This is a genomic window from Thioalkalivibrio sp. (assembly GCF_041685615.1).
In the GTDB taxonomy this organism is placed as follows: Bacteria; Pseudomonadota; Gammaproteobacteria; order Ectothiorhodospirales; family Ectothiorhodospiraceae; genus Thioalkalivibrio.
On the sequence record NZ_JAWLFK010000023.1, the window covers coordinates 16131 to 38562 of the forward strand.

The following is a 22432-nucleotide window of genomic DNA, read 5'->3' on the forward strand; positions in this document are numbered from 1 at the left end:
GGCTCCCCTGTCCCTAGTGTTCTTCGGTGTCCGCGAAATGATCGTGGCCCGCCCGCGCCACGTCCAGTCGCTGCCCGTCCACGTCCTCGACGACCACCTCGTCGCCGGTGGTGCATTCCCCGATCACGGTCAACGGTACATCAACGCTGAACGCCAGCAGATCGAGTGACTCCCCCGCCGGGAGGGCGAACAGCAGCTCGTAGTCCTCGCCACCGCCAAGCGCGTAGTCGCGCGCATGCGCATCGGGCACCTCCGCCAGCAACACGTCGCGGGGAACAGCCGGCCAGTCGATCCGCGCCCCACAACCCGAGGCCGCACACAGATGCCCCAGGTCCGCCAGCAGGCCGTCGGAGATGTCGATCGCCGCGCGGGCCCGGTTGCGCAGGCCGCGCCCCAGCGCCAGCCGTGCCCGGGGCCAGAACAGCCGCTCGCAGGCCGGATCGCCGGCGTCGGCGGGCGGTATGCCGTCCACGGTACCCCGTGCCCGCCGGGCCGTCTCGTGGTCCAGCCCGAAGGCCGCTCCGCCCAGTGCACCGGAAACCACCAGACGGTCCCCGGGCCGGGCGCCGTCGCGCCGCAGCGCCTGGCCCGCGGGCACGGTTCCCAGCACGGTCACGCTGATCGCCAGCGGGCCCCGGTTGGTGTCTCCGCCGACCAGCGGAATCCCGACCTCCCCGGCCAGGGCCAGGAAGCCCTCGCTGAACCCCGACAGCCAGGCATGATCCACCCGCGGCAGGGTTAGCGACAGCACGACACCCAGCGGCTCGGCGCCCATCGCCGCCAGGTCGCTGAGGTTAGAGGCCAGGGCCTTGTGGCCAACGCTCGCCGACGGGTGATCGGGAAAGAAGTGGGTGCCCTCGACCAGGGTGTCGACAGTGACAACCAGCTCGTGCCCCCCCGGAACGCCCAGCACGGCGGCGTCGTCGCCGATACCGAGCCGGACGCCTTCGACAGACGCTGCGGCGGCCGCCGAAGGCGCGCCGAAATAGCGCTGGATCAGGTCGAACTCGGAACCGGGGCCGGTCATGGCCTTGGTGCTGACCCGCCCGGGGTCAGCGCGGCGCGGAGCGCTCGGGACCGCGCAGGTCGGCGGAGAGCCGGTCCAGCACGCCGTTGATGTAGCGATGCGACTGCTCGGCACCGTAGCGCTTGGCGAGATCGACCGCCTCGTTGATCACCACGCGGTAGGGCACCTCGATGCGCTCGGCCAGCTCCCACTGCCCCAGCCACAGCAGCGCATGCTCCACCGGATCGAGTTGATCCAGCGGACGGCCCAGATACGGCTCCATGCGAGCATCCAGCGTCTCGCGGTCGCGGGTCACGCCGATCAGGAGTTCGCGGAAGTACTCGGCATCGGCCTTGGCATGTTCCTCGTCGTCGCGGAACTCGGCCAGGATGTCCTTGGGGAGGGCGCCGGTCATCTGCCAGGAATACAGCGCCTGCATGGCCCGCCGCCGCGCGAACGAGCGCGCATGCCGCGCCCGTTGCTCGGGCGTGCTGCGCGGACGCTGGCCGCGCGAGGCGCCCGTGCCCTTGGATGCAGGACGGCCGGATTGGGGGGGATTGCCAGGTTCGGTCACGTCGGATTCGCGCTCGTGTTCGCTCAGGAACCACCGCGCAGCTGGCGCATCAGGCTGACCATCTCGATGGCGCCCATCGCGGCATCCGCGCCCTTGTTGCCGGCCTTGGTCCCCGCGCGCTCGATCGCCTGCTCGATCGAGTCGGTCGTCAGCACGCCGAAGCTGATTGACAGGCCCTCGGCCATCTGCACCTGCGCCAGTCCCTTGGCCGCCTCGCCGGCCACGTAGTCGAAATGCGGCGTGGAGCCACGAATCACGCAACCCAGCGCGATCACACCATCGTACTGCCCGGAACGCGCCATGGCCTGAGCCGCCAGCGGCAGTTCATAGGCCCCCGGCACGCGGGCAATGGTCAGGTTCTTTTCCTGCGCCCCGTGGCGCTTCAGGGTATCCACCGCGCCTTCCAGCAGACGCTCGACGATCAGGCTGTTGAAACGGGCCAGCAGCAGGCCATAACGGTGATCGGCAACGTCGGTGAAGTCGCCTTCCAGGGTCTTGATTTCGGACATGGTGTGATTCCGGTTGGGTCAAGGCCGGGCCGTTCGCCCGGAATGGTGGATACAGGACGCCCTGAACGAACCGCGCGTTCGCGGAGCTCCCTCAACTCAACGCACGACATCGACTCGGGAGTGATCGAGCGACTGGTTCATAGCCGCCCTAGTGTAGCGCACCCGGGGCAGGCATCGTAGAACCCCGGCGAGACATGCAGGGGCGATCACCCCCTGAACTTCACCAGCCGACTGACCTGTATATCCGAGATGAACACGACGCCGCTGTGCTTGTTGAAGAACGGGGTAAAGCCCTCGAGGATCGGTTCCACCAGTTCCTCGGGCACGGCGGCGATGATCATGATCAGCACCTCGTCCTCGTTGAACATCAGGTGCCCCTCATGGAAACCCTGGCTGCCCTTTCCGGAGAGGTTGCCGATGATGGTATAGCCCTTCACACCGGCCCGGTCCAGGAGATCGGTGGCAAAGGCCTGGTGCTCACCCTCGAGAATGATCTCGAGCTTTTTCAGTCGATTCAGGTTCAGGTCGTTCATGAAGGGCCCCCTCCGCAGCAGATTCATCGGTTACGTTACGCCCGGCGTCCGGCAGGGCTTCCTCGCGCCACTCGCCCTCCACGAACCGGTATAACCGATCCGTCCCGGGATCCAGGATCATCACCAGAATCCAGCCATTGACGACCAGGCTCCTGACCTTGGGAACACCATCAATCGCCGCACGGGCATGTTCGAAAGGAGCCTCGATCAGGGTCAGCAGGCGCACCGGATCATGGTAGGGCCGACCATCCTGAAGCACCGTTTGCGACGGGAGACCGGTACGCAGGTCGCTGAGGTTCCCGGTGATGACGCCGAGACGGCAGGCCACGTTGTGGTAAGCCTTGCTGCCGCTACCGTAGCGTTCATTGTCGACCGCCGAGAAGTAGTGCTCCATGTTGATCCACTGGGCGACCACCAGCGGGCCGGTCAGGATGCTCTCGAGCAGGCGTCCCCGGGGGTCGAGCTGGTAGTCGTAGGAATGCAGGAAGGCACGGCCCTCGAGATCCGAGGCCTCGGTCAGGTGGCGACGCCCGATGATGAAGCCGGCGTTGCGCGCCAGACCCCATTCTGGGCGTACCTGTGCCCAGTCCACGGTGTTGCGCTCGGCGATGCGCGCGGCGCGGATCGGGTCGGGCCCCGGCACACCCTCCGGCAGAAGCGTCGGCACGCGCTCGGCCGCGGACCGGCGCTTGGCCGCATGCAGCCCGTTGCGCAGACGCTCCAGGTAGACGAGGTGGCTGGCCGGCAGCAGGTCCAGGTCGTGTAGCTGGATCCGGTCGGAGGTGGTGTTGTGAAACGCCGGCAGGAACCAGGCATCGTCCGGTATGTGGATGCCCTGCGCCCGTATGCGGCGACGCACCGCCGGCTTGTTGGCCATATGCGCGAGGACCCGGGCGCTCACGAGCCCGTGGCTGCCACCACAAGCACCGCAGTCGAGCGCCGACTCGTAGGGATTGTTGTGCGAGTGACTGCCATGGCCCGTGAGGATGACAAAGCGCGAGAACTGTTCGGTCAGCCCGATCGAGCGCAGTGCCTGGGACACGAAATAGGTCTGTTCGTCGAGGGAGAAGCCGATCCGGCCCAGGCGCTCGAGCTGCATCTGGGCGAAGGAACGGTTGATGCGATAATCGTTCTGTAGCGTGCTGATGAACCTGGATTCCGCGCTCTCGCTCAGGGCGAAGTCACGAGCGAAGTGCGTCTGTCCCGCGTGGTTCTCCATCGCCGCCTCGCGCAGTTCGCGAATCATCGCGTCGGTAATCGACTCGCGCTCGATACCGAATTCCTTGTGAATCGCCTCCACAATGATGACCCGCTGGAGGGCACGAACGACCGAGTCCGCCTGCTCGCGGGTGAGCTTGTCGACCAGCAGCCGGGTCGAGGGCTTGTCCGTCTCGATCTTGTGACGCCAGCGATTGTAGGCCCGCGGGGCGATGGTCTTGCCGACCATGTCGAACCCGAACAACAGACCGATCGCCTCCACCGTGAAGTAGGGCGAGAGCACCGAGTGCTTGAGATCGTCCAGGAGATGCTCGGCCGACGAGTACAGGTCGGGATCCAGCTTTTCGGCTCCGGTACTCACCTCGAGCACCAGGTTTTTCGGCGTGACCACGACCGGGCAGAGATGGTCCTCGCTCCCCTTGCCAAGTGCGATGAAACTGACCGGCACACCGAAAAAGCCGGCAATGCCGTAGGTCTGGTAATCACCGATGGTCTCGAGCTGGCGGCGGATCCGTTCGGACCGCACATCGATACAGAACAGCAGTTGTGCGAACGGTCGCTTGGCGCGCGGCGCCGGCGGACCCCGATGCAGCCTGGCGAGCAGTGAACGGCGATACCCGGCCTCCAGGGCCTCCAGCCAGACCATTCCCTCGCGCTTCTCGAACGCGGCCAGTTCGTCGAGCACCCGGCCCAGATGGTCCCGATCGATCTGGCGAAAGCGCTCCGGCATGCCGGCAAGCTCCGCCAGATCGTCGAGTGCCCGGGCCTGACGCTGACTCTCGGCGCAGCGCCGGGCCGGGACATACCGACCGAGCAGCGTGGCGACCTCGGCGGGCCGGCCACGGGCGACGACATCCTCGACACGCTCGGCCAGCGCCGGGAGCGCTATACCGGTGAACAGTTCGTGGCGCAGGTAGCACTCGGCCGGGCGTTCGGTGATCAGGGCCTCGAGCTCGGTTCGGTTGCCAGGCATCCGCCAGCGCAGCGCGTGTTCGCGGACGAGCGCCAGCGCCAGAACCAGGCGAATGGCCAGAAAGTCCACCAGGTCGGCGGGATACTCCCGCGCCCAGTAGTAGTGACTGGTTGTCGCACGCCAGCGGATGAAGCCGGCCCAGCCGTGCAGGTGTGTCAGCTCGCGCACAATCAGGTCCGGCCAGGCGTTCTCGGGGATGCCCAGTTCGTCGAGGATGAAGGCAATGATCCCTTCGGGAGAATCGGCCTGCCCCAGGATCCTTTGGACGTGCAGCCCGCGCAGGAACAAGCGCAGATTGCGCCGTGCCAGACGGCTCCAGGCGGTAAACAGTCCCTTCTCCCGGCCAGGCATCTGCCAGGCAGACTGGCCCTCGTCGAAGAAGTCCAGGCAGGTCTTGATCAGGAGCTCGTCGAGCGTCTCGCCGGCCCGGGTACCGAACAGCGCGTCCAGCGCTTCGTAAAACGGCCGTTCGGGAGGGAATTCCTCGCGCAGTTGCTCCGCGAGCGCCTCGACATTCACGGCATCCGGCGCGTGCGGGGCCTCGCCCTCAAGCGAAGCGGCAATGTCATCGAGACTCGCGACCGTACGTTGACAGATTACCGGGTCGCGGCGGCGGGTCAACAGGGCATGGATCAGCGCGTCGCCCCCGATGGATTGCAGGGCCGGGTATTCGTCGAGGGCCGCGTGAATGCTGGCCGCCAGCGAATCGTGATCGATCCGCCCAAGGGCAAGCCACCGCTGGCAGGCATCGCGTTTCACGAATCCGCGCCCGCGGAACAGCGCTTCGCCCCGCTCGACCGCTTCGGGGAACGGCAACTCCTCCAGCCCGTGCAGCGGGTTGTGGTGGATGAATGTGCGCATGGGCCAGAGGTTCGGGATCGGCTCGGCGGCCATGTGCACCATCGACCGAATCTTCAATTGGCGTCCAAGGGAAAGGGTCACAGGGCAGCTCCGCTCCAGGCCAGGCCGGCGGCCACCATCACCCCGATCAGGAAGGCAAGCCCCCAGGCCGAATACATGGTCAGATCCGCCGCGACCGGGCCGCTGCGCGGACCGAACACCGTACCCTCCAGCAGTCGCACGCCCGCCCAGCTCCATAGCAGCCAGATTAGAAGGATCCCAACCGCCATCCAGAGTGTCGCCCCGCTCATCACGGTCAGAAGGGCGAAGAACCCCGGGAACAACGGCAGGGCCATGGCCGCAAGCGTGGTCACCACAATAACCCCGGAGAGGCGCGGGAGATCCCGGGCCAGTCCGCCGTGCAGGCCGGTGTAGGCGGCCTCGAGGCGGCTTGCGAGGGTCGCACGCACCAGCAGCATCAGCACGGGAGCGGCCGTCAGGGCCAGAGTGAAGGCAACGAGATCCGGCGCGTCCGGTGTCTGCAAGGCATACAGCCAGGCCAGTGGCCAGGCGGAACTGGCCAGCATGGCGCTCCAGCGCCCCACCTCGCGAACGGTCAGCATCCGAAAGGCGTAAAGGACCGCACTGAGCAACGCCCAGGCGGCGATCAGCCCCGGGTCCATCGGAAGATCGCCCCACAGGATCAGCAGCACCCCAATCTGGGGCCAGATGACGAACAGGGCCAACCGCACCGCGAGGTGGTCGCTGGCGGCCGCCAGCCTGTTGAACACGACGCTGGCCGGAAACAGGGGAAGAAAGAACGCCGCGAGCACCAGCAGGAGACTCGACATTTCAGCTCCACCTCATCCAGATATTCAGGCGCTTCGAGAAATCCAGCAGGCGGGCCGTCACACGCTCGAAAACGTCGGCCACATACAGTTCGCGCGAGAACAGCGAGTACATGATCAGCCAGGCGCTGTCTTGGCCCGCATCCACGGGCTGACGGCGGACCCTGGTGAAGTAGGCACCCATCCAGCCAAGCACCATGATGATGGCCAGCACGGCCACCAGCATGTCGAAGGTCAGCTGATGGATGCCGGCAGCCGAGTAGAGCGCGTCGCGGAACGCGGCATCGGGGTAAAGGAAGGCCTCGAAGGTATGCCCGACAACGACGTAGCCCACCACGACCACCGTGAACGACAAAACGATCAGCGCCATCATGCGCAGAGGGTTTTCCGTGTCCAGGCGGTAGGCGGAGAACAGGACCTGAACACCGGCAACCCAGCCGAAGAACAACAGGACAATGGCCCCCTGCTGCTGGAAGACATCCTGCGCGACCCAGCCATGAACGATGACCAGAATGGCCAGCGGCACGATCAGCGTAATCGCCGCGATCATCAACCATGGAAGGCGGGTTGGCGCGGACTTGCGCTCGACCAGGAAATCGTAGAGCGCGTCGTTGGGAACGCCATCGTGCTTGCGTGCGGCATTGATGACGTTACCCGCATTGAGAAACAGGGTGCCCTTGAACAGGCCGTGGGCAATGAGATGAAAGATCGCCAGGGCAAAGGCCCCGGCGCCGGCCTCCATCACCATGAAGCCCATCTGCCCCATAGTGGAGTAGCCCAGCGCCTTCTTGATGTCGTTCTGCGTGAGCATCAGCACCGACCCGATCAGCGCCGTCAACAGCCCCACCACGAACAATAGATGCAGGATCTCGCCGCTGTGGACAAAGACCGGGGCAAATCGATTGATGATAATGCCACCGGCGTTCACGACGCCGGCATGCATCAGGGCGGAAACCGGTGTCGGACCCTCCATGGTGTAAGGCAGCCAGATGTGTAGCGGGAACTGTGCAGACTTGGCGAACGCCGCCAGGGCGACGAGGAAGGCCACGCTACCGGTGACCGGAAGATCCAAGAACGTGCGTGCGTCCGGCATCGCGGCGATGCGTTCGAACAGGCTCGGGAAGTCCAGCACGCCGTAGGCCTGAAACAGGATCACCGCCGCCAGGACCAGCGGCAGATCCCCCAGCCGGTAGGCAATGAATGTCCAGAACGCGTACCGCTGGGTGCGTGGGGGCTCGGTGTTGTGCCCGAGCAGGAAGTAGAGCATTACCCCGATCAGGTGCCAGGCCACCAGCAAAGTAATCAGATCGCCGGCCATGACCATGAGCAGGATCGACCCGGTCATCAGGTCGAGCAGCATAAAGAAGCGACCGTACCCGGGCTCCTCGACCATGTAGCGGACCGAGTAGATGTGCACGACAAGGCTGATGCCCGAAACCACCAGCGCCATGATTGCGCTCAGCGGGTCGATTTGCAGGCTGACCCAGCCACCCGCCAGGGCCGCCCATTGGGGCCCGGCGTCCGCGGCGATGAAGTGAAACAGCTGATAGGCCGCGATGATCAGAACGACCAGGTTGAGTGCCACGCTGAGGCGCGCAACCTGCTGGCCCAGCTGGCCGGAAAGGAGGTGCACCAGCAACGCTGCGACAAAGGGCAGCAGGGGTACCAGCCACTGCAGCTCGATCATCGATTCACCATTATCCGGCCCACCCCCAGCTCATCGAGCTTAGCGGGAAGATTCCCACCTGGTGGCTCATCATTTCGACCGGGAACGGGCCGTGTCAAACCCGCGGCAGGATCTCCCGCCGGGTCGTGGCCATACACCGGCCACGCCGGCGACCGCAGCACCCTGAAGACTACGTGGAGATATTCCGCCCGTACGGCGGAGGAACCCTGCCAGGCGAGGGGCCCGACCAACAGCCCCTCATCCGCGTTGTCATACCGGTGACGGGGCCCGGCAGACGCGGCCGGGAGCGACTACTCGTGAATGTATTCGACCACCTCGAGGCCGAAGCCCCCGAGGCCGTGGAAGCGTTTGGGCGCGGACATCAGCTGCATGCGCCCCACGCCGCAGTCGGCCAGGATCTGCGCGCCAATGCCGTACATGCGCCATTCGGCCGAGTTCTCGCGACCGCTGCTCTCCTCCGGCGCCGGCTGCCCGATATGCTCCAGACGCTGGGCCAGGGCCTCCGGGCTCTCGTGCTTGCGCAGCACCACGACCACGCCCTCGCCCGCCGCGTCGATCCGGCGCAGGGCATCATCCAGCGGCCAGCCACGATCCGGCCCGGCATACCCCAGGGTGTCGTAAAGCGTGCTTTCCAGGTGCACGCGCACCAGGGTGTCCTGGTCCGGTTTCGGCTCCCCGCGCACCAGGGCGAAATGCAGTTCGTGGTCGACCTCGTCCTCGAAGGCCAGCAGACGAAACTCGCCATGCTCGGTGGGGAACGGACGCTCGGAGACCCTCCGCACCGTCTTCTCGTTCTCGATGCGGTAGCGAATCAGGTCCTCGATCGTCCCCATTTTCAGGTCATGCTCGGCGCAGAAGCGTTCGAGATCCGAACGCCGCGCCATGCTGCCATCCTCGTTCAGGATCTCGACGATCACCGCAGCCGGCTCGGCCCCGGCCAGGCGCGCGAGGTCACAGCCGGCCTCGGTATGCCCGGCGCGCACGATTACCCCACCCGGCTGCGCCATCAGCGGGAACACGTGACCCGGCTGCACGATGTCTTCGGGCTTGGCATTGGGGGCCACGGCGGTGCGAATGGTGTGCGCGCGATCGTAGGCCGAGATCCCGGTGGTCACGCCCTCGGCCGCCTCGATCGACAGCGTGAAGTTGGTCCCGTGCACATCGTTGGTATCGGTCACCATCAATGGCAGCGCCAGCTGCTTGCAGCGTTCGCGGGTCAGCGTCAGGCAGATCAACCCCCGGCCGTACTTGGCCATGAAGTTAATGTCCTCGGGCCGCGCGTGCGAGGCCAGCATCAGCAGATCGCCTTCGTTCTCGCGGTCCTCGTCATCGACGATGACTACCATGCGTCCGGCCTGAAGCTCTTCAAGGATGGTTTCGGTATCGGAAAATTCCATTGGATTCCTGTTTTCAGTCGCGCGAACCGGAGTGGTTAGGGAAGCCCTGTTCGGCCAGCCAGGCCTCGGACAGATCCCCCGCCCCAGTCCCCGGTTCGGCCGCACGATCGCCCAGCATCAGACGTTCCAGGTAGCGGGCGATCAGATCCACCTCAAGGTTGACCGGCGTGCCCACTGCATAGACGGCGAACCGCGTCAGGGACCAGGTGTGCGGGATGATGTTGACCTCGAACTCGGCGCCATCCACCCGGTTCACGGTCAGGCTGGTGCCGTCGATCGTAATCGAGCCCTTGGCCGCGATGTAGCAGGCCAGCGCCACCGGCGCCCGGAATCGCACGCGGGTGGAGCGCGCATCGGGTTCCATCGCCACCACCTCGCCCATGCCATCGACATGTCCGGACACCATGTGCCCGCCCAGGCGGTCACCCAGCGCCAGCGCGCGTTCCAGATTCACCCGGTCGCCCGGCCCGAGATGACCCAGTGTGGTGACATCCAGCGACTCGCGCGAGACATCGGCGACAAAGCCATGGCCGGTCAGCGCGGTCACCGTCAGGCAGACGCCGTTAACCGCGATGGAATCCCCCGGGCGGGTATCCGCCAGGTCCATCCCGCTCGCATTGACGTCCAGCCGCACGTCGCCCCCGCTGGGAGTCAGGCGCTCCAGGCTGCCAAGGGTCTCGATGATTCCGGTAAACATGGATGTCCACTCTTTCGGGCACGCCCGCGTGCGCAACGCCGGGCGACAGGCCGCCCATCATAGGGAAACGCTAATAAATTCGCACCACGCCCCGGGTCTTCATGTTGGCAAGGTCTGTCCTGGAAAGCCCTTTATTGGCAACCACCAGGCCCTTACGAACGCGGACGGGCACGCAGGCGCAGGGTCTCGCCAACCCAGCGGCTGTCAACGACCTCGAGCTCGGCCCGATCCGCCATACGCGCCAGCGGCCACTCCACCAGCGGGCGAGCGCTGGAGCCCAGCAGTACAGGCGCCTGGTAGATCAGCCATTCGTCCACCCAGCCCCCGCGGGCCAGTGCCCCGGCCAGGCCGGGACCGGATTCCACGTGCAGTTCGTTGATCTCGGCGCGTCCCAGCTCTGCCAGCACGGCACCCAGATCCAGACCGCCCTCGGCCGACTCCTCCGCCAGGGGTATGGCTCGCACCTCGGCACCCTTGCCGCGCAGCACGTCCGCCGCGGGCGAACCCACCACATCCGGGCCCGTAAGGATCCAGACCGTCCCCTCGCGCAGGATCTGCGATCCCGGCGGCGTGCGCAGGCGGGCGTCCACGATCACCCGCAAGGGCTGACGCCCGCGCAGGTCGTGATGGTGCGGGTCGTCGGGAAAGCCGGCGTGGGTGGCCAGCTCGAGCGGCTTCATCCGCACGTTCAGGCGCGGGTCGTCGCTAACCACGGTGCCACTGCCGGTCAGGATCGCCCCGGCCCGTGCTCGCCACAACTGCACGTCTCGGCGCGCCGCCTCGCCGGTAATCCACTGCGACTCTCCGGATGCCATGGCCGTGCGCCCGTCGAGGCTTGCCGCCAGCTTGACCCGCACCCAGGGGTGGCCCTGCACCATGCGTTGCACGAAGCCGGGGTTCAGAGCCCGCGCCTCGGCCTCCAGCACCCCGCTGTCGACCTGAATGCCCGCCGCCTGTAATGCCCCGACCCCGGCTCCGCAGACCTGCGGGTTGGGATCCTGCATCGCGATCACGACCCTCGCCACACCCGCCCGGATCAACGCATCGGTACAGGGCGGGGTACGGCCGTGATGGCTGCAGGGCTCCAGGGTGACATAGACGGTCGCGCCCCGGGCGGCCTCGCCGGCCGCCTGCAGCGCGTTCACCTCGGCATGCGAATCGCCCGCCTTCCAGTGCAGGCCGGCACCGACCTCGCGGCCATCGCGCACGATCACGCAACCCACCCGCGGGTTCGGGTCAGTGGTGAACCGGCCGTAGTCCGCCAGTTTCAGGGCGCGAGCCATGTGACGGCGGTCGGCGATCGCCTGCTCGGTCGTGGGCGTCTCCATTACTCCCCCTTCTCCGAGCCGCTCCCGGTCTCCGGGGTGGCCCGTCCATCCGCCGTCGGTTCCGGGACGATGCCGGTCGCCTCCTCGTCAATCAGTCGCATCTGCGACCGGCGCATCTCCGGGCTGAGGTCTTCCTCCAGCCGTTCGATCGCTTCGCGGAAGGACTGCACACTGGCGAAGCTGAGATAAATGGAGGCAAACCGGATATAGGCCACATGATCCAGCCCGTGCAAGGCCGCCAGCACCATTTCGCCGATCCGGTCGGACCTCACCTCGGGGGCGGTCAGCGCGGAGAGCTGGCGCTTGATGTCGTCGATCACCCGCTCGACATCGTCGGTCTTCACCGGGCGCTTGTGCAGTGCCCGGCGCAGACCGCTGCGCAGCTTTTCCTCGTCGAAGGCGACCCGTTCGCCGGAACGCTTGACCACCCGCGGCAGGCTGAACTCCGCCCGCTCGAAGGTCGTGAAGCGCGCGCCGCAGGCGCGGCACTGACGGCGGCGCCGGATCTGTTCCTGCTCCGGGCCGGCCACCCGCGAATCGACCACGCGGGTGTCCTGGTCATGACAGGACGGACAGCGCATCAGGAGCCGTCAGCCCGGCACCCGGCCGGAATTATTCGCCGGCGCCGTATACCGGGAAGCGACGGCAGATCTCCAAGACCTTTTCGCGCGTGGCGTCGATCACCTGCTCGTTCTCGACATCGTCCAGCACGTCGGCGATCCAGCCGGCCAGTTCGCGCGATTCGGCCTCGGTGAAGCCACGGGTGGTCAGCGCGGCCGTACCAATGCGGATGCCGGAGGTGACGAACGGGGACTGCGGGTCATTCGGTACCGCGTTCTTGTTGACCGTGATATTGGCACGACCCAGGGCGGCGTCCGCCGCCTTGCCCGTGATGCCCTTGGCAACCAGGCTCAGCAGGAACAGATGGTTATCGGTGCCACCGGAAACGATGTCGAATCCGCGTTCGACCAGCACCTCGGCCATCGCGCGGGCATTGGCGATCACCTGCTTCTGGTAGGTCTTGAACTCCGGCTCCAGCGCCTCCTTGAACGCCACCGCCTTGCCGGCGATCACGTGCATCAGCGGACCACCCTGGGTGCCCGGGAAGATCAGCGACTGGAACTTCTTGTTCAGTTCCGGCTGGCCCTTGGAGATGATGAAGCCGCCACGCGGCCCGCGCAGGGACTTGTGCGTGGTGGAGGTGACCACGTGGGCGTGGTCGATCGGGTTCGGGTACTCGCCGGCGGCGATCAGGCCGGAGACATGGGCCATGTCGACCATCAGGTAGGCGCCCACGGAATCGGCGATCTCGCGGAAGCGCTTCCAGTCGACCACGCGCGAATAGGCGGAGAAGCCGGCGACGATCATCTTCGGCTGGTGCTCGGTGGCCAGGCGCTGGACCTCGTCGTAGTCGATCAGGCCCTCGTCGGTAATGCCGTACTGCACCGCGTTGTAGATCTTGCCGGAGAAGTTCGGCTTGGCGCCGTGGGTCAAGTGGCCGCCGGCGTCCAGGCTCATGCCCAGGACGGTGTCATGCGGCTGCAGCAGGGCCATGTAGACCGCGGCGTTGGCCTGGGAGCCGGAATGCGGCTGCACGTTGGCGTAGTCGGCACCATAGAGCTGCTTCAGGCGATCGATCGCCAGCTGCTCGACCACATCGACATGCTCGCAGCCACCATAGTAGCGCTTGCCCGGATAGCCCTCGGCGTACTTGTTGGTCAGTACCGAACCCTGCGCCTCCATCACGCGCGGGCTGGTGTAGTTCTCCGACGCGATCAGCTCGATGTGCTCTTCCTGGCGCTGCGCCTCGTTGCGGATCGCGTTCCAGAGTTCATCGTCGTAGCCGTTGATGCTCATGTCGATCGAAAACATTCGGGTCTCCCGTTCAAAGCTTCGGATTAGCGGATTTCGGCGCGCCAGCATAGGGAAACACTGATCAATGTACACACTCGCGCTCGAGTCGCTTTTGCGTGCGAACAAGGCGCGGTGACTGCCGTGCAGTCATTCTGCACAAGGGAGCCGCAACGCCGTGCGCGCGCAAAAGCGGCCGAGCCCCTGCTTTCAATGGCTTGTGGGGTTGGCACCCCAGGTTCCCCGATCCTGCGTTGCACCGCTTGCGGGTAGAACCACTACCCGCTGCACGGCGCGCCTTGCCTCGGAAAACTTGGGATGCCAACGCGAGTGTGTACATTGATCAGTGTTTCCCTAGCGGGGCACGGCCGTCAAAAAGGCCGCTTAGCATACGCCATCCGGCCCTTTGTTTCAGGCCGGACCCGCCCCGACGGCGCGCCGAAGCTCGCCCCATCGCGCGCCACTTCACTGCGTTTCCGATGTTCAATCAGAGACCTACGGACCCTCAGCGAGCCCCCTGGCGGGCCGCCACGTGGCCTCTTCCACCACCCGGGAATGTGGACCCCGAGGGCCTCAGTCGGGCATCGCGATACGGCGCACGCCGACCTCGTGACGGGTGGGGTACACCGGCAGGCCGAACTGGTTATAGATCGCCACGTCGGCCGCATCACGCCCGTAGCCCACCACCACATAGCCGCCGCGCAATTCGGCCTGAGTCGGGTCGAAGGTATACCAGCGGCCTCCGACAAAGGCCTCGAACCAGGCATGCATGTCCATCGGCTGCAGGCCGTGCAGATACCCGACCACCATGCGCGCCGGTATGCTGAGACTGCGGCAAAGCGCGATGCCCAGGTGGGCCAGATCGCGGCACACTCCGCTGCCGCGCTGGTTCACCTCCACCGCCGAGATCGGGATGTCGCTGGTGCCGGGGAGATACTCGATGCGCTCGCGCAGCCACTGCGTGATCGCGGCCACCTGGTCGTAGCCCAGCCACTGGCCCGCCGTGATCTCGGTTGCCATCAGGTTGAAGCGATCCGATTCGCAGAAGCGGCTGGGCAGTAGATAGCCGAGTGCGGCATCCGGCAGGGACTGCACCTCCACGAAGGGAGCGCCAGGAGTTTGATCCAGTGCGTCGGCCGTTTGCACCTCGGCCGCCGTATGGATCGAGAAAGGCCCCGGCGGCGCGACCAGGCGCTGGCACAGATTGCCGTAGACATCCACGAACTCGGTCACCGGTGCATTCGGCACCAGCCGGTATTCCTCGCGCCCGATCCACTGGATCGGCCCGCTGCGCGGCCGCAGCATCAACACGAACGGCGTCGGGACCGGGATCTCGAATTCGAAGTCACAGCGGGTTTCAAGCCACATGGAGCGATGCCTGCGTCGGATGAGCCTTCCACACTACGCGCCGACCCGCCATAGAACCAGCGAATTCGTGCGCCCGCGCGACTCGCACAGGCGTGTACATTGCGCGTCGATTCCCTACACTCCCGATACCGCCTGTTCCCCGGAGAACCCATGCGAGGATCGCCCGTCCGCTGCACCCCGACACGCCGGCTGACCGGCGGACTGCTGGCCCTGGGGCTGTTGCTGATTGCGCCGCTGTCCGCGGCGGATCAACGCTTCATCAACATCGGCACCGGCGGCGTCACCGGTGTGTACTACCCTGCCGGCCAGCACCTGTGCCGGCTGTTCAACACCCGCCGCGACAGCCACGGGATGCGCTGCACCGCGGAGAGCACCGGCGGTTCGGTGTTCAACCTGAACATGGTGCGTTCCGGCGACATGGACTTCGGCGTGGCCCAGTCGGATCTCCAGTACCACGCCTATCACGGCAGTGGCCGCTTCGAGGCCTTCGGACCCGCCGACCACCTGCGGGCGATGTTCAGCCTGCACCCCGAGCCACTGACCCTGGTGGTGCGCCCGGATGCGGACATCCAGGGTCTGGACGACCTGCCGGGCAAGCGGGTGAACATCGGCAATCCCGGCTCCGGGCAGCGCACCCTGATGGAAGAGCTGATGGCGAAGCTCGGCTGGGACCACGACACCTTCCGCCGCGTCGGCGAATTGCCCTCGCGCGAGCAGGCGCAGGCGCTGTGCGACAACCGGATCGACGCCTTCGTCTTCTCGGTCGGGCATCCGTCGGCGGCGATCCAGGAACCCATCGCCACCTGCGACGCCCGCCTGGTGTCCATCGAAGGCCCGGCGATCGAGGAGCTGATCCGTTCGACGCCCTATTACCTCACGGCGGTGATCCCCGCCGATACGTACCCGGGGCAGGACCAGGACATCCGCACCTATGGCGTGGGCGCGACCCTGGTCACCTCGAACCGCACTTCGAACACGGCCGCCTACGAGCTGACCCGCGCCGTATTCGACAACTTCGAGACCTTTCGCGGCCTGCACCCGGCCTTCAGCGGTCTCGAACGCGAGGGCATGGTGGACGAGGGGCTGTCCGCCCCCATGCACCCCGGCGCCCGGCGCTACTTCCGCGAAGCAGGACTGATCGATGACTGAGACTCGACCCCGGGAAGCCGCCCTCGATGACCGCAAGGTCGCCGAGCTGGAGGCCGGTGGCCGCCACCCGGGCCGCGCAACCCGCGCCCTGATCTGGCTCACGGCCGTGGCCTGGTCCCTGTTCCAGATCTGGATCGCCGCGCCGATTGCCGACTGGGTGGACATCTTCGTCGTCTCCGAGACCGAGGCCCGCTCGATCCACTTGGCCTTCGCGATCTTCCTGGGCTACCTGCTGTTTCCCGCAGTGCGCCCCACGGCCCGCGGCAAGGGCTGGCAACACGCCATCGGCATCCTCTACGCACTGGGGGGTCTGGCCCTGATCGCGCTGGGCCTGTGGCAGTTCCTCGGCCTGGAACGGCTCGGCGCGGTCTACCTGGCGCTCGGGATCGCCCTGGTCGCCGTTGCCTGGCCGTTGCTCCACGGGGACGACCCCATCCATCGCGTGCCGCTGGGTGACTGGTTGTTCGCCGCGGTCGCGGCCTTCAGTGCGCTGTACCTGTACCTGTTCCACGAGGCCCTGGCGGCGCGCCCCGGTGCCCCCACCGAGCCGGACCTGATCCTGGCCGGGATCGGGCTGGTCCTGCTGCTGGAGGCGACCCGCCGGGTGCTCGGCCCGGCGCTGACCATCATCGCCGCGATCTTCCTGTTCTACACCTTCGCCGGGCCGCTGATGCCGGACCTGATCGCTCATCGGGGCGCCAGTTACCCGCGCGCGATGGCCCAGCAGTGGCTGTCCAACGAGGGGGTGTTCGGCATCGCGCTGGGGGTCTCCACCAGCTTCGTGTTCCTGTTCGTCCTGTTCGGGGCGCTGCTGGAGCGTGCTGGGGCCGGGGACTACTTCATCCGCGTGGCGTTTGCCCTGCTCGGGCACCTGCGTGGCGGCCCGGCCAAGGCGGCGGTGCTGGCCTCCGGGATGACCGGCGTGGTCTCCGGCTCGTCGATCGCCAACGTGGTCACCACCGGCACCTTCACGGTTCCGCTGATGAAACGGGTCGGCTTCGCCCCGCACAAGGCCGGGGCGGTGGAGGTCGCCAGCTCGGTGAACGGGCAGCTGATGCCGCCAGTGATGGGGGCCGCCGCGTTCCTGATGGTCGAGTACGTCGGCATCCCCTATGTCGAGGTGCTCAAGCACGCCATCCTGCCGGCGCTGATCGCCTACATCGCGCTGATCTACATCGTTCACCTGGAGGCCTGCAAGAACGGCATGGAGGGCCTCCAGCGTGCCACCGTGACCACCTGGCGCGGGCGCCTGATCAGCTTCGCCGTGACCGTGGCCAGCCTGATCATCCTGGCGGGCGCGGTGTACTGGGGACTGGGCTGGATCAAGACCGTCGCCGGGGACGCCGCGGCCTGGATCATCGCCGGCCTGTTGTTCTCCACCTACCTGGTACTGGTCTGGATCGTCGCGCGCGAGCCGGACCCCGAGGCCCTGGATACCGAGCGCCCGCTGCCGCGGGTCGCCCCCACGGTCCTGAGCGGGCTGCACTACCTGCTGCCGCTGGTGGTGCTGGTCTGGGCGCTGGTGGTGGAGCGCCTGTCGCCGGGCCTGGCGGCGTTCTGGGCGGTGGCGTTCATGATGTTCATCGTGCTGACCCAGCGCCCGCTGGTGGCCCTGTTCCGGCGCCAGGGACGTCTCCTGCAAGCCGCGTGGGTCGGGGTCTGGGAACTGTTCCAGGGCTTCGAGACCGGCGCGCGCAACATGATCGGTATCGGCCTGGCCACCGCCGCGGCCGGGATCATCGTCGGCACGGTCGCGATGACCGGCGTCGGGCTGGTCCTGACCGATCTGGTCGACACCCTGTCCGGCGGAAACCTGCTGCTGGTACTGGTGCTGACCGCGGTAATCAGCCTGGTCCTCGGGCTGGGCCTGCCGACCACCGCGAACTACATCATCGTGGCGACCCTGATGGCGCCAATCATTGTCGACCTGGGGGCCCAGCACGACATCCTGATCCCGCTGATCGCGGCCCACCTGTTCGTATTCTATTTCGGCATCATGGCCGACGTGACGCCACCGGTGGGCCTGGCCTCGTTCGCCGGCGCGGCAATCGCGAAGGCCGACCCGATCCGCACCGGGATCCAGGCCTTCGCCTACAGCCTGCGCACCATCGCGTTGCCGTTCTTCTTCATCTTCAACAGCCAGTTGCTGTTGATCGGGGTGGACAACGTGTTCCAGCTGGCGCTGGTCTTCCTCGGCTCGCTGGCCGGCATCCTCGCCTTTACCGCGGCCACCCAGGGCTGGTTCCTGACCCGCAGCCGCTACTGGGAATCCGCCGCCCTGCTGGTGGTCGCCTTCGTGCTGCTGGCACCGACGGTGCTGATGGACCGCGTCGTGCCGCCTCACCAGCACCAGCCGCCGGAGACGCTGTTCGAGGTCGTGGAGACCGTCCCGGACCGCGGTTCACTGCGCCTGGAGGCCACCGGCATCGACCTCGAGGGCCGCGCGATCACGCGCACCGTGATGTTCCCGCTGGGTGACCCCGACCTGGCGCCGCGCGAGCGCCTGGCCGACGCCGGCCTGGACGTCCGCTTCGACCCGGACAACCAGAAGGCGCAAATCCAGACGGTTGCTTTCGGCAGCCCGGCCGGCCGAGTAGGGTTGGAAGGAGGCTGGTCGATCACCGGCGTGCTGGTACCGACCGACCGCCCCAGCCCGTACTGGTTCTATTTGCCAGCCTTGGCGCTGGGTCTGCTGATAATCTGGAACCAGCGCCGACGCTCGAAACCGCCGGGAGGCGGCCCGACCGCCGCCACGCAGGCGCTTTCGGCGTAGCCCCATCCATTGCCAACGGAGTACCCCGCATGGAACAACCCAAGTACGGATTCAACGTGATCGTCCAAGGCGACATCACCAGCGTGATCGAACGCACCACGGCGGCCCTGGGCGAGGAAGGCTTCGGCATCCTCAGCGACATCGACGTGGCCGCGGCCTTCAAGAAGAAACTGGATCTGGACCACCGGCCCTACCGCATCCTCGGCGCCTGCAACCCGAACCTCGCCCGGCAGGCTGTCGAGGCCGATCCCAACATTGGCCTGCTGCTCCCCTGCAACGTGCTGGTACAGGACAACGGGAACGGCACCTGCACCGTCGGGTTCATGGATCCGGTCGCGGTGATGGGCCTGGTCGAAAAGCCCGGCGTCGAGGACTTGGCCACGGATGTGCGTCATCGTCTGGAGGGCGTGCGCCTGGCCCTGGAGACGGGCTAGCGCCCGGTCGGGCCAGCGCTTGATGGAGACCGGAACCGACCAGTCCGCGATGCTGGCCGAGCGCATCCGCTCGGCCGGTAACGCCGGGCACCGTCTGGCCCTTGCCGGCGGCGGGAGCCAGCGCGCGCTTGCCTTCCCCGCCGGCCTTGAGGCGGACGTCCGGCCGCTGGAGGCCGGCGGTCACCAGGGCATCGTCAACCTGGCGCCCAGCGAACTGGTGGTGACCGTGCGCGCCGGCACGCCGATAATGGAACTGCAGGTCGCGCTGGAGGAGGTCGGCATGATGCTACCCTTCGAACCGGCCATGCCCACGCCATCCAGCACCGTGGGCGGCATGGTGGCCCTGGGCCTGTCCGGCGCCCGGCGCCCCTGGACCGCCAGCCTGCGCGACGCCGTGCTTGGCACCCGTATCGTCAACGGCCGCGGCGAGATCCTCCGCTTCGGCGGCGAGGTCATGAAGAACGTCGCCGGCTTCGACGTCTCGCGGCTGATGGCCGGCAGCCTCGGTAGCCTGGGGCTGCTGCTGGAGATCAGCTTCAAGCTGCTGCCCGCCCCCGCGTACCAGGCCTGGCTGCGCCGGGAGAGCTCCGCTGCGGCCTTCATCGAACAGGCGCGCGACTGGGGCCGCACCGCCCTGCCGTTCTCGGGCCTGGCCTGGGCCGACGGGGTCAGCCACATCCGCCTGGGCGGTGGCCAGGAGGCCGTACAGGAGGCCGCCGAGCGCCTCGGCGCCGAGCCGGACGTTGACGGCCCGGGCTTCTGGACGCGGCTGCGCGATCGCCACCTGCCTTTCCTCACCCGGGCGGTGGCCGGTAGCGAACGCCTGTGGCGCCTGAGCCTGCCGCCGGCGACCCCACCGCTGGATCTGCCGGGCGACTGGCTGCTCAACTGGGGCGGTGGCGAGCGCTGGTTGCGCTCCACCGCCAGCCCGGAAACGGTTCGCGCAAGGGTCGAAGATGCGGGCGGGCATGCACGGCTGTGGTTCGGCGACCCGGCCGACGCCGCCTGGCTGCATCCGCGCCCCGCTCCCCATGCACGGCTGGAGGGCGAGGTCCGCGCTGCCCTGGACCCAGACGGGGTATTCTTCGCCCCACTGATGCCCCCCCATCCGATTACCGCTCGGGCAAGCTGAGACCATGGAAACCCGCCTGCACCCCCGCTTCGAGCACGACCCGGCCGCGCGCATCGCCGAACAGGCCCTGCGCAACTGCGTCCACTGCGGTTTCTGCAACGCGACCTGCCCCACCTACCAGGAACAGGGCGACGAACTGGACGGTCCGCGCGGACGCATCTACCAGATCAAGGAAGTCCTGGAGAGCGGCGAGGCGAATGCCACCACCCGCACCCACCTGGACCGCTGCCTGACCTGTCTCAACTGCATGACTACCTGCCCCTCCGGGGTCGACTACAACCACCTGGTAGCCATGGGCCGTGAGGTCGTCGAGCAGGATCTCGAACGCCCATTGCGCGAGCGCCTGCTGCGCGCCCTGCTCGTCCGCGCCCTGCCCGCTGGCTGGCCATTCCGCCTGGCCCTGGGGCTGGGGCGGCTCGCCCGCCCGGTACTGCCGGCCACACTCAAGCGGCGCGTACCGCCCGCGCACGCCGCCAGGTCCACGGCCCGGCCACCCGCGTCCGTCGCGGCGTCTGGCTTCGAATATGGCCGGGTCCTGCTGCTCGGCGGCTGCGTGCATGACGCCATTGACGCCCGCATCAACGCTGCCCTGCGCCACCTGCTGGCGCGTCTTGGCGTCGAGGTCGTCGAGGTCGGGGCCGCCCGCTGCTGTGGCGCGGTGGAACACCACCTGGCCTTCGAGGCGAGGACCCGCGCCAGGGTCCGCGCCAACCTGGATGCCTGGGAGCCGGTTCTGGAACGCGGCGTGGACGCAGTCGTCAGCACTGCCAGCGGCTGCGGCGTGCTGCTGCGCGACTACGGGCACCTCCTGGCCGACGACCCGGCGTATGCCGATCGCGCGGCGCGGTTGGCAGCGAAGGTGCGCGACCCCGTGGAGCTGTTCGACGCCGGGACCATCCGCACGCTCGGGATCCGTGCGCCGGCCGGTCACCCGCCAGTGGCCTGGCACGCCCCCTGTACCCTGCAACATGGCCAGGGCCTGCCGGGTCGCGTGGAACCCCTCCTGCACGCCGCCGGCTTCGAACTGGTGCCGGTCGTCGAGCCACACCTGTGCTGCGGCTCCGCCGGCACCTACTCGATCCTGCAACCCGAGATGGCTGGTCGTCTGCGTCAGCGCAAGCTCGACAACCTCGAGGCCAGCGGTCCGGCACGCATTGTCACCGCCAATATCGGCTGCCAGACCCATTTGCAAAGTGGCACGGACACCCCGGTCGAGCACTGGATCACCCTGCTCGGACGTTCTCTTCCGGAAGCCACGACCTAAGCGAAAGGATAGTTCAATATTCTGTTTTTGTTATTTTTTAAACTCAGCGAAGCCATGTAGATTCTCCCGGGACGCATCTTTCTTCCTGCGGGAAGATTGCGAGCCAGGGCCCATTGCCGGCCGAGGCTAGGTGTGCGCCAAACCATTAAAAACCATCCAGGGAGAATCCAATGACGTTCAAGAACCGCCTTTTGCACACCGGCCTGCTCGCAGCCGCCCTGGCCATGGGCGCCTCCGTAGCCCATGCCGACCGCCCGGCTCTGTCCGAGGACATCTACAAGCCGGCGAGCGACGAGTTGTCCGCGAGCAATCGACTGGTCTTCCAGGCTTCTCGCGATGACCGCTTCGGCCAGGTCCTGCCGCTCAACAACGCGCAGAACACCGTAGCCGTATACGGGGATGACGCGTTCGTTGAAATCGTCGCCTACGGCCCCGGCATCAAACTCCTGCTTGCGGACGGCGTGCACGCGGACCGCGTGGCCAGCATGGCGGCCAGCGGCATCAACTTCTCCGCCTGCTCGAACACCATGACCAACATGGGGCTGAAGGAAGAAGACCTCGTCGAGGGCGTGAAGGTGGTCAACAGCGGCGTGGTCCGCATCCACGAACTGCAGCGCGCCGACTTCACCTACGTCCGTCCGTAACCCCGGCCTGTCGGTTCGTTTACACACCCGGGTCCGGCGTTGCCGCCCGGGTTTTTTCGTTTGTGCGTGCACGATCGACCGCATGGGGCCGACAACTCCCGGTGCCGGGTGGGGGCGCTTGCCCGGACGCTCCAGGCCTCCTAGATTTCCTCTTTTTCACAGGTAGATTGATTCCATGCAGGCAAAATCCTTCCTCCCCCCGCAGCG

At 67.0% G+C, this 22432-nt stretch carries 19 protein-coding genes; 6 read left to right on the forward strand and 13 right to left on the reverse strand.

Translation table 11 applies throughout. From position 1 onward, the window contains the following. Window positions 1-13: 13 nt before the first annotated feature. The 13 genes from thiL to ACESLR_RS06515 form a co-directional block, all read right to left on the reverse strand. The gene (thiL, locus tag ACESLR_RS06455; RefSeq protein WP_373024974.1) at window positions 14-1027 is read right to left on the reverse strand and encodes a thiamine-phosphate kinase; all 1014 of its coding nucleotides are present in this window, start codon (window positions 1025-1027) and stop codon (window positions 14-16) included. A gap of 25 nt (window positions 1028-1052) precedes the next feature. Further along, on the reverse strand, window positions 1053-1580 hold the full coding sequence (gene nusB, locus ACESLR_RS06460) for a transcription antitermination factor NusB (protein ID WP_373024975.1): 528 nt from the start codon (window positions 1578-1580) through the stop codon (window positions 1053-1055). Window positions 1581-1603: 23 nt separating this feature from the next. Further along, window positions 1604-2089 carry a 6,7-dimethyl-8-ribityllumazine synthase gene (gene ribE / locus ACESLR_RS06465; protein WP_373066861.1) on the reverse strand — a complete coding sequence of 162 codons (486 nt, stop codon included), beginning with the start codon at window positions 2087-2089 and terminating at the stop codon, window positions 1604-1606. Window positions 2090-2295: 206 nt separating this feature from the next. Further along, window positions 2296-2622, reverse strand: coding sequence for a P-II family nitrogen regulator (locus ACESLR_RS06470; protein ID WP_373024977.1), 327 nt, complete (start codon window positions 2620-2622; stop codon window positions 2296-2298). After that, window positions 2567-5755, reverse strand: coding sequence for a DUF2309 domain-containing protein (locus ACESLR_RS06475; protein WP_373066866.1), 3189 nt, complete (start codon window positions 5753-5755; stop codon window positions 2567-2569). The genes ACESLR_RS06470 and ACESLR_RS06475 overlap by 56 nt, the downstream gene beginning before the upstream one ends. After that, window positions 5752-6504 carry a hypothetical protein gene (locus ACESLR_RS06480; RefSeq protein WP_373054236.1) on the reverse strand — a complete coding sequence of 251 codons (753 nt, stop codon included), beginning with the start codon at window positions 6502-6504 and terminating at the stop codon, window positions 5752-5754. The genes ACESLR_RS06475 and ACESLR_RS06480 overlap by 4 nt, the downstream gene beginning before the upstream one ends. Before the next feature lies 1 nt (window position 6505). Further along, on the reverse strand, window positions 6506-8188 hold the full coding sequence (locus tag ACESLR_RS06485) for an NADH-quinone oxidoreductase subunit L (protein WP_373024980.1): 1683 nt from the start codon (window positions 8186-8188) through the stop codon (window positions 6506-6508). A 290-nt stretch (window positions 8189-8478) separates the two neighbouring features. Further along, entirely contained in the window at window positions 8479-9585 is a 1107-nt protein-coding gene (gene ribBA, locus ACESLR_RS06490; RefSeq protein ID WP_373024981.1) for a bifunctional 3,4-dihydroxy-2-butanone-4-phosphate synthase/GTP cyclohydrolase II, read from the reverse strand. Between the two features lie 13 nt (window positions 9586-9598). Beyond that, window positions 9599-10282 carry a riboflavin synthase gene (locus ACESLR_RS06495; RefSeq protein WP_373066870.1) on the reverse strand — a complete coding sequence of 228 codons (684 nt, stop codon included), beginning with the start codon at window positions 10280-10282 and terminating at the stop codon, window positions 9599-9601. Between the two features lie 152 nt (window positions 10283-10434). Continuing rightward, entirely contained in the window at window positions 10435-11610 is a 1176-nt protein-coding gene (ribD, locus tag ACESLR_RS06500) for a bifunctional diaminohydroxyphosphoribosylaminopyrimidine deaminase/5-amino-6-(5-phosphoribosylamino)uracil reductase RibD (protein ID WP_373066873.1), read from the reverse strand. Further along, window positions 11610-12191, reverse strand: coding sequence for a transcriptional regulator NrdR (gene nrdR / locus ACESLR_RS06505; protein ID WP_373024984.1), 582 nt, complete (start codon window positions 12189-12191; stop codon window positions 11610-11612). Before nrdR ends, ribD begins: the two co-directional genes overlap by 1 nt. 31 nt (window positions 12192-12222) lie before the next feature. Next, complete coding sequence (gene glyA / locus ACESLR_RS06510; RefSeq protein ID WP_373024985.1) at window positions 12223-13482, reverse strand: serine hydroxymethyltransferase; 1260 nt, start codon at window positions 13480-13482, stop codon at window positions 12223-12225. A 552-nt stretch (window positions 13483-14034) separates the two neighbouring features. Further along, entirely contained in the window at window positions 14035-14829 is a 795-nt protein-coding gene (locus ACESLR_RS06515; RefSeq protein ID WP_373024986.1) for a transglutaminase domain-containing protein, read from the reverse strand. 150 nt (window positions 14830-14979) lie between these two features. Here ACESLR_RS06515 and ACESLR_RS06520 point away from each other — a divergent pair, with 150 nt between their 5' ends. The 6 genes from ACESLR_RS06520 to ACESLR_RS06545 all read left to right on the forward strand — a co-directional run bounded on the left by ACESLR_RS06520 (window position 14980) and on the right by ACESLR_RS06545 (window position 22225). Then, window positions 14980-15978 (forward strand): TAXI family TRAP transporter solute-binding subunit, encoded by a 999-nt coding sequence (locus tag ACESLR_RS06520; RefSeq protein ID WP_373024987.1) that lies wholly within the window; start codon window positions 14980-14982, stop codon window positions 15976-15978. Further along, a complete protein-coding gene (locus ACESLR_RS06525; RefSeq protein ID WP_373024988.1) occupies window positions 15971-18751 on the forward strand; it encodes a TRAP transporter permease in 2781 nt (926 codons plus the stop codon). The genes ACESLR_RS06520 and ACESLR_RS06525 overlap by 8 nt, the downstream gene beginning before the upstream one ends. A 29-nt stretch (window positions 18752-18780) precedes the next feature. Further along, on the forward strand, window positions 18781-19185 hold the full coding sequence (locus tag ACESLR_RS06530) for a DUF302 domain-containing protein (RefSeq protein WP_373054657.1): 405 nt from the start codon (window positions 18781-18783) through the stop codon (window positions 19183-19185). A 22-nt stretch (window positions 19186-19207) separates the two neighbouring features. Beyond that, complete coding sequence (gene glcE / locus ACESLR_RS06535; protein ID WP_373066878.1) at window positions 19208-20317, forward strand: glycolate oxidase subunit GlcE; 1110 nt, start codon at window positions 19208-19210, stop codon at window positions 20315-20317. A gap of 4 nt (window positions 20318-20321) precedes the next feature. Next, window positions 20322-21581 carry a glycolate oxidase subunit GlcF gene (gene glcF, locus ACESLR_RS06540; protein WP_373024991.1) on the forward strand — a complete coding sequence of 420 codons (1260 nt, stop codon included), beginning with the start codon at window positions 20322-20324 and terminating at the stop codon, window positions 21579-21581. A gap of 170 nt (window positions 21582-21751) precedes the next feature. Next, on the forward strand, window positions 21752-22225 hold the full coding sequence (locus ACESLR_RS06545; protein WP_373024992.1) for a DsrE family protein: 474 nt from the start codon (window positions 21752-21754) through the stop codon (window positions 22223-22225). The last annotated feature ends 207 nt before the right edge of the window (window positions 22226-22432 follow it).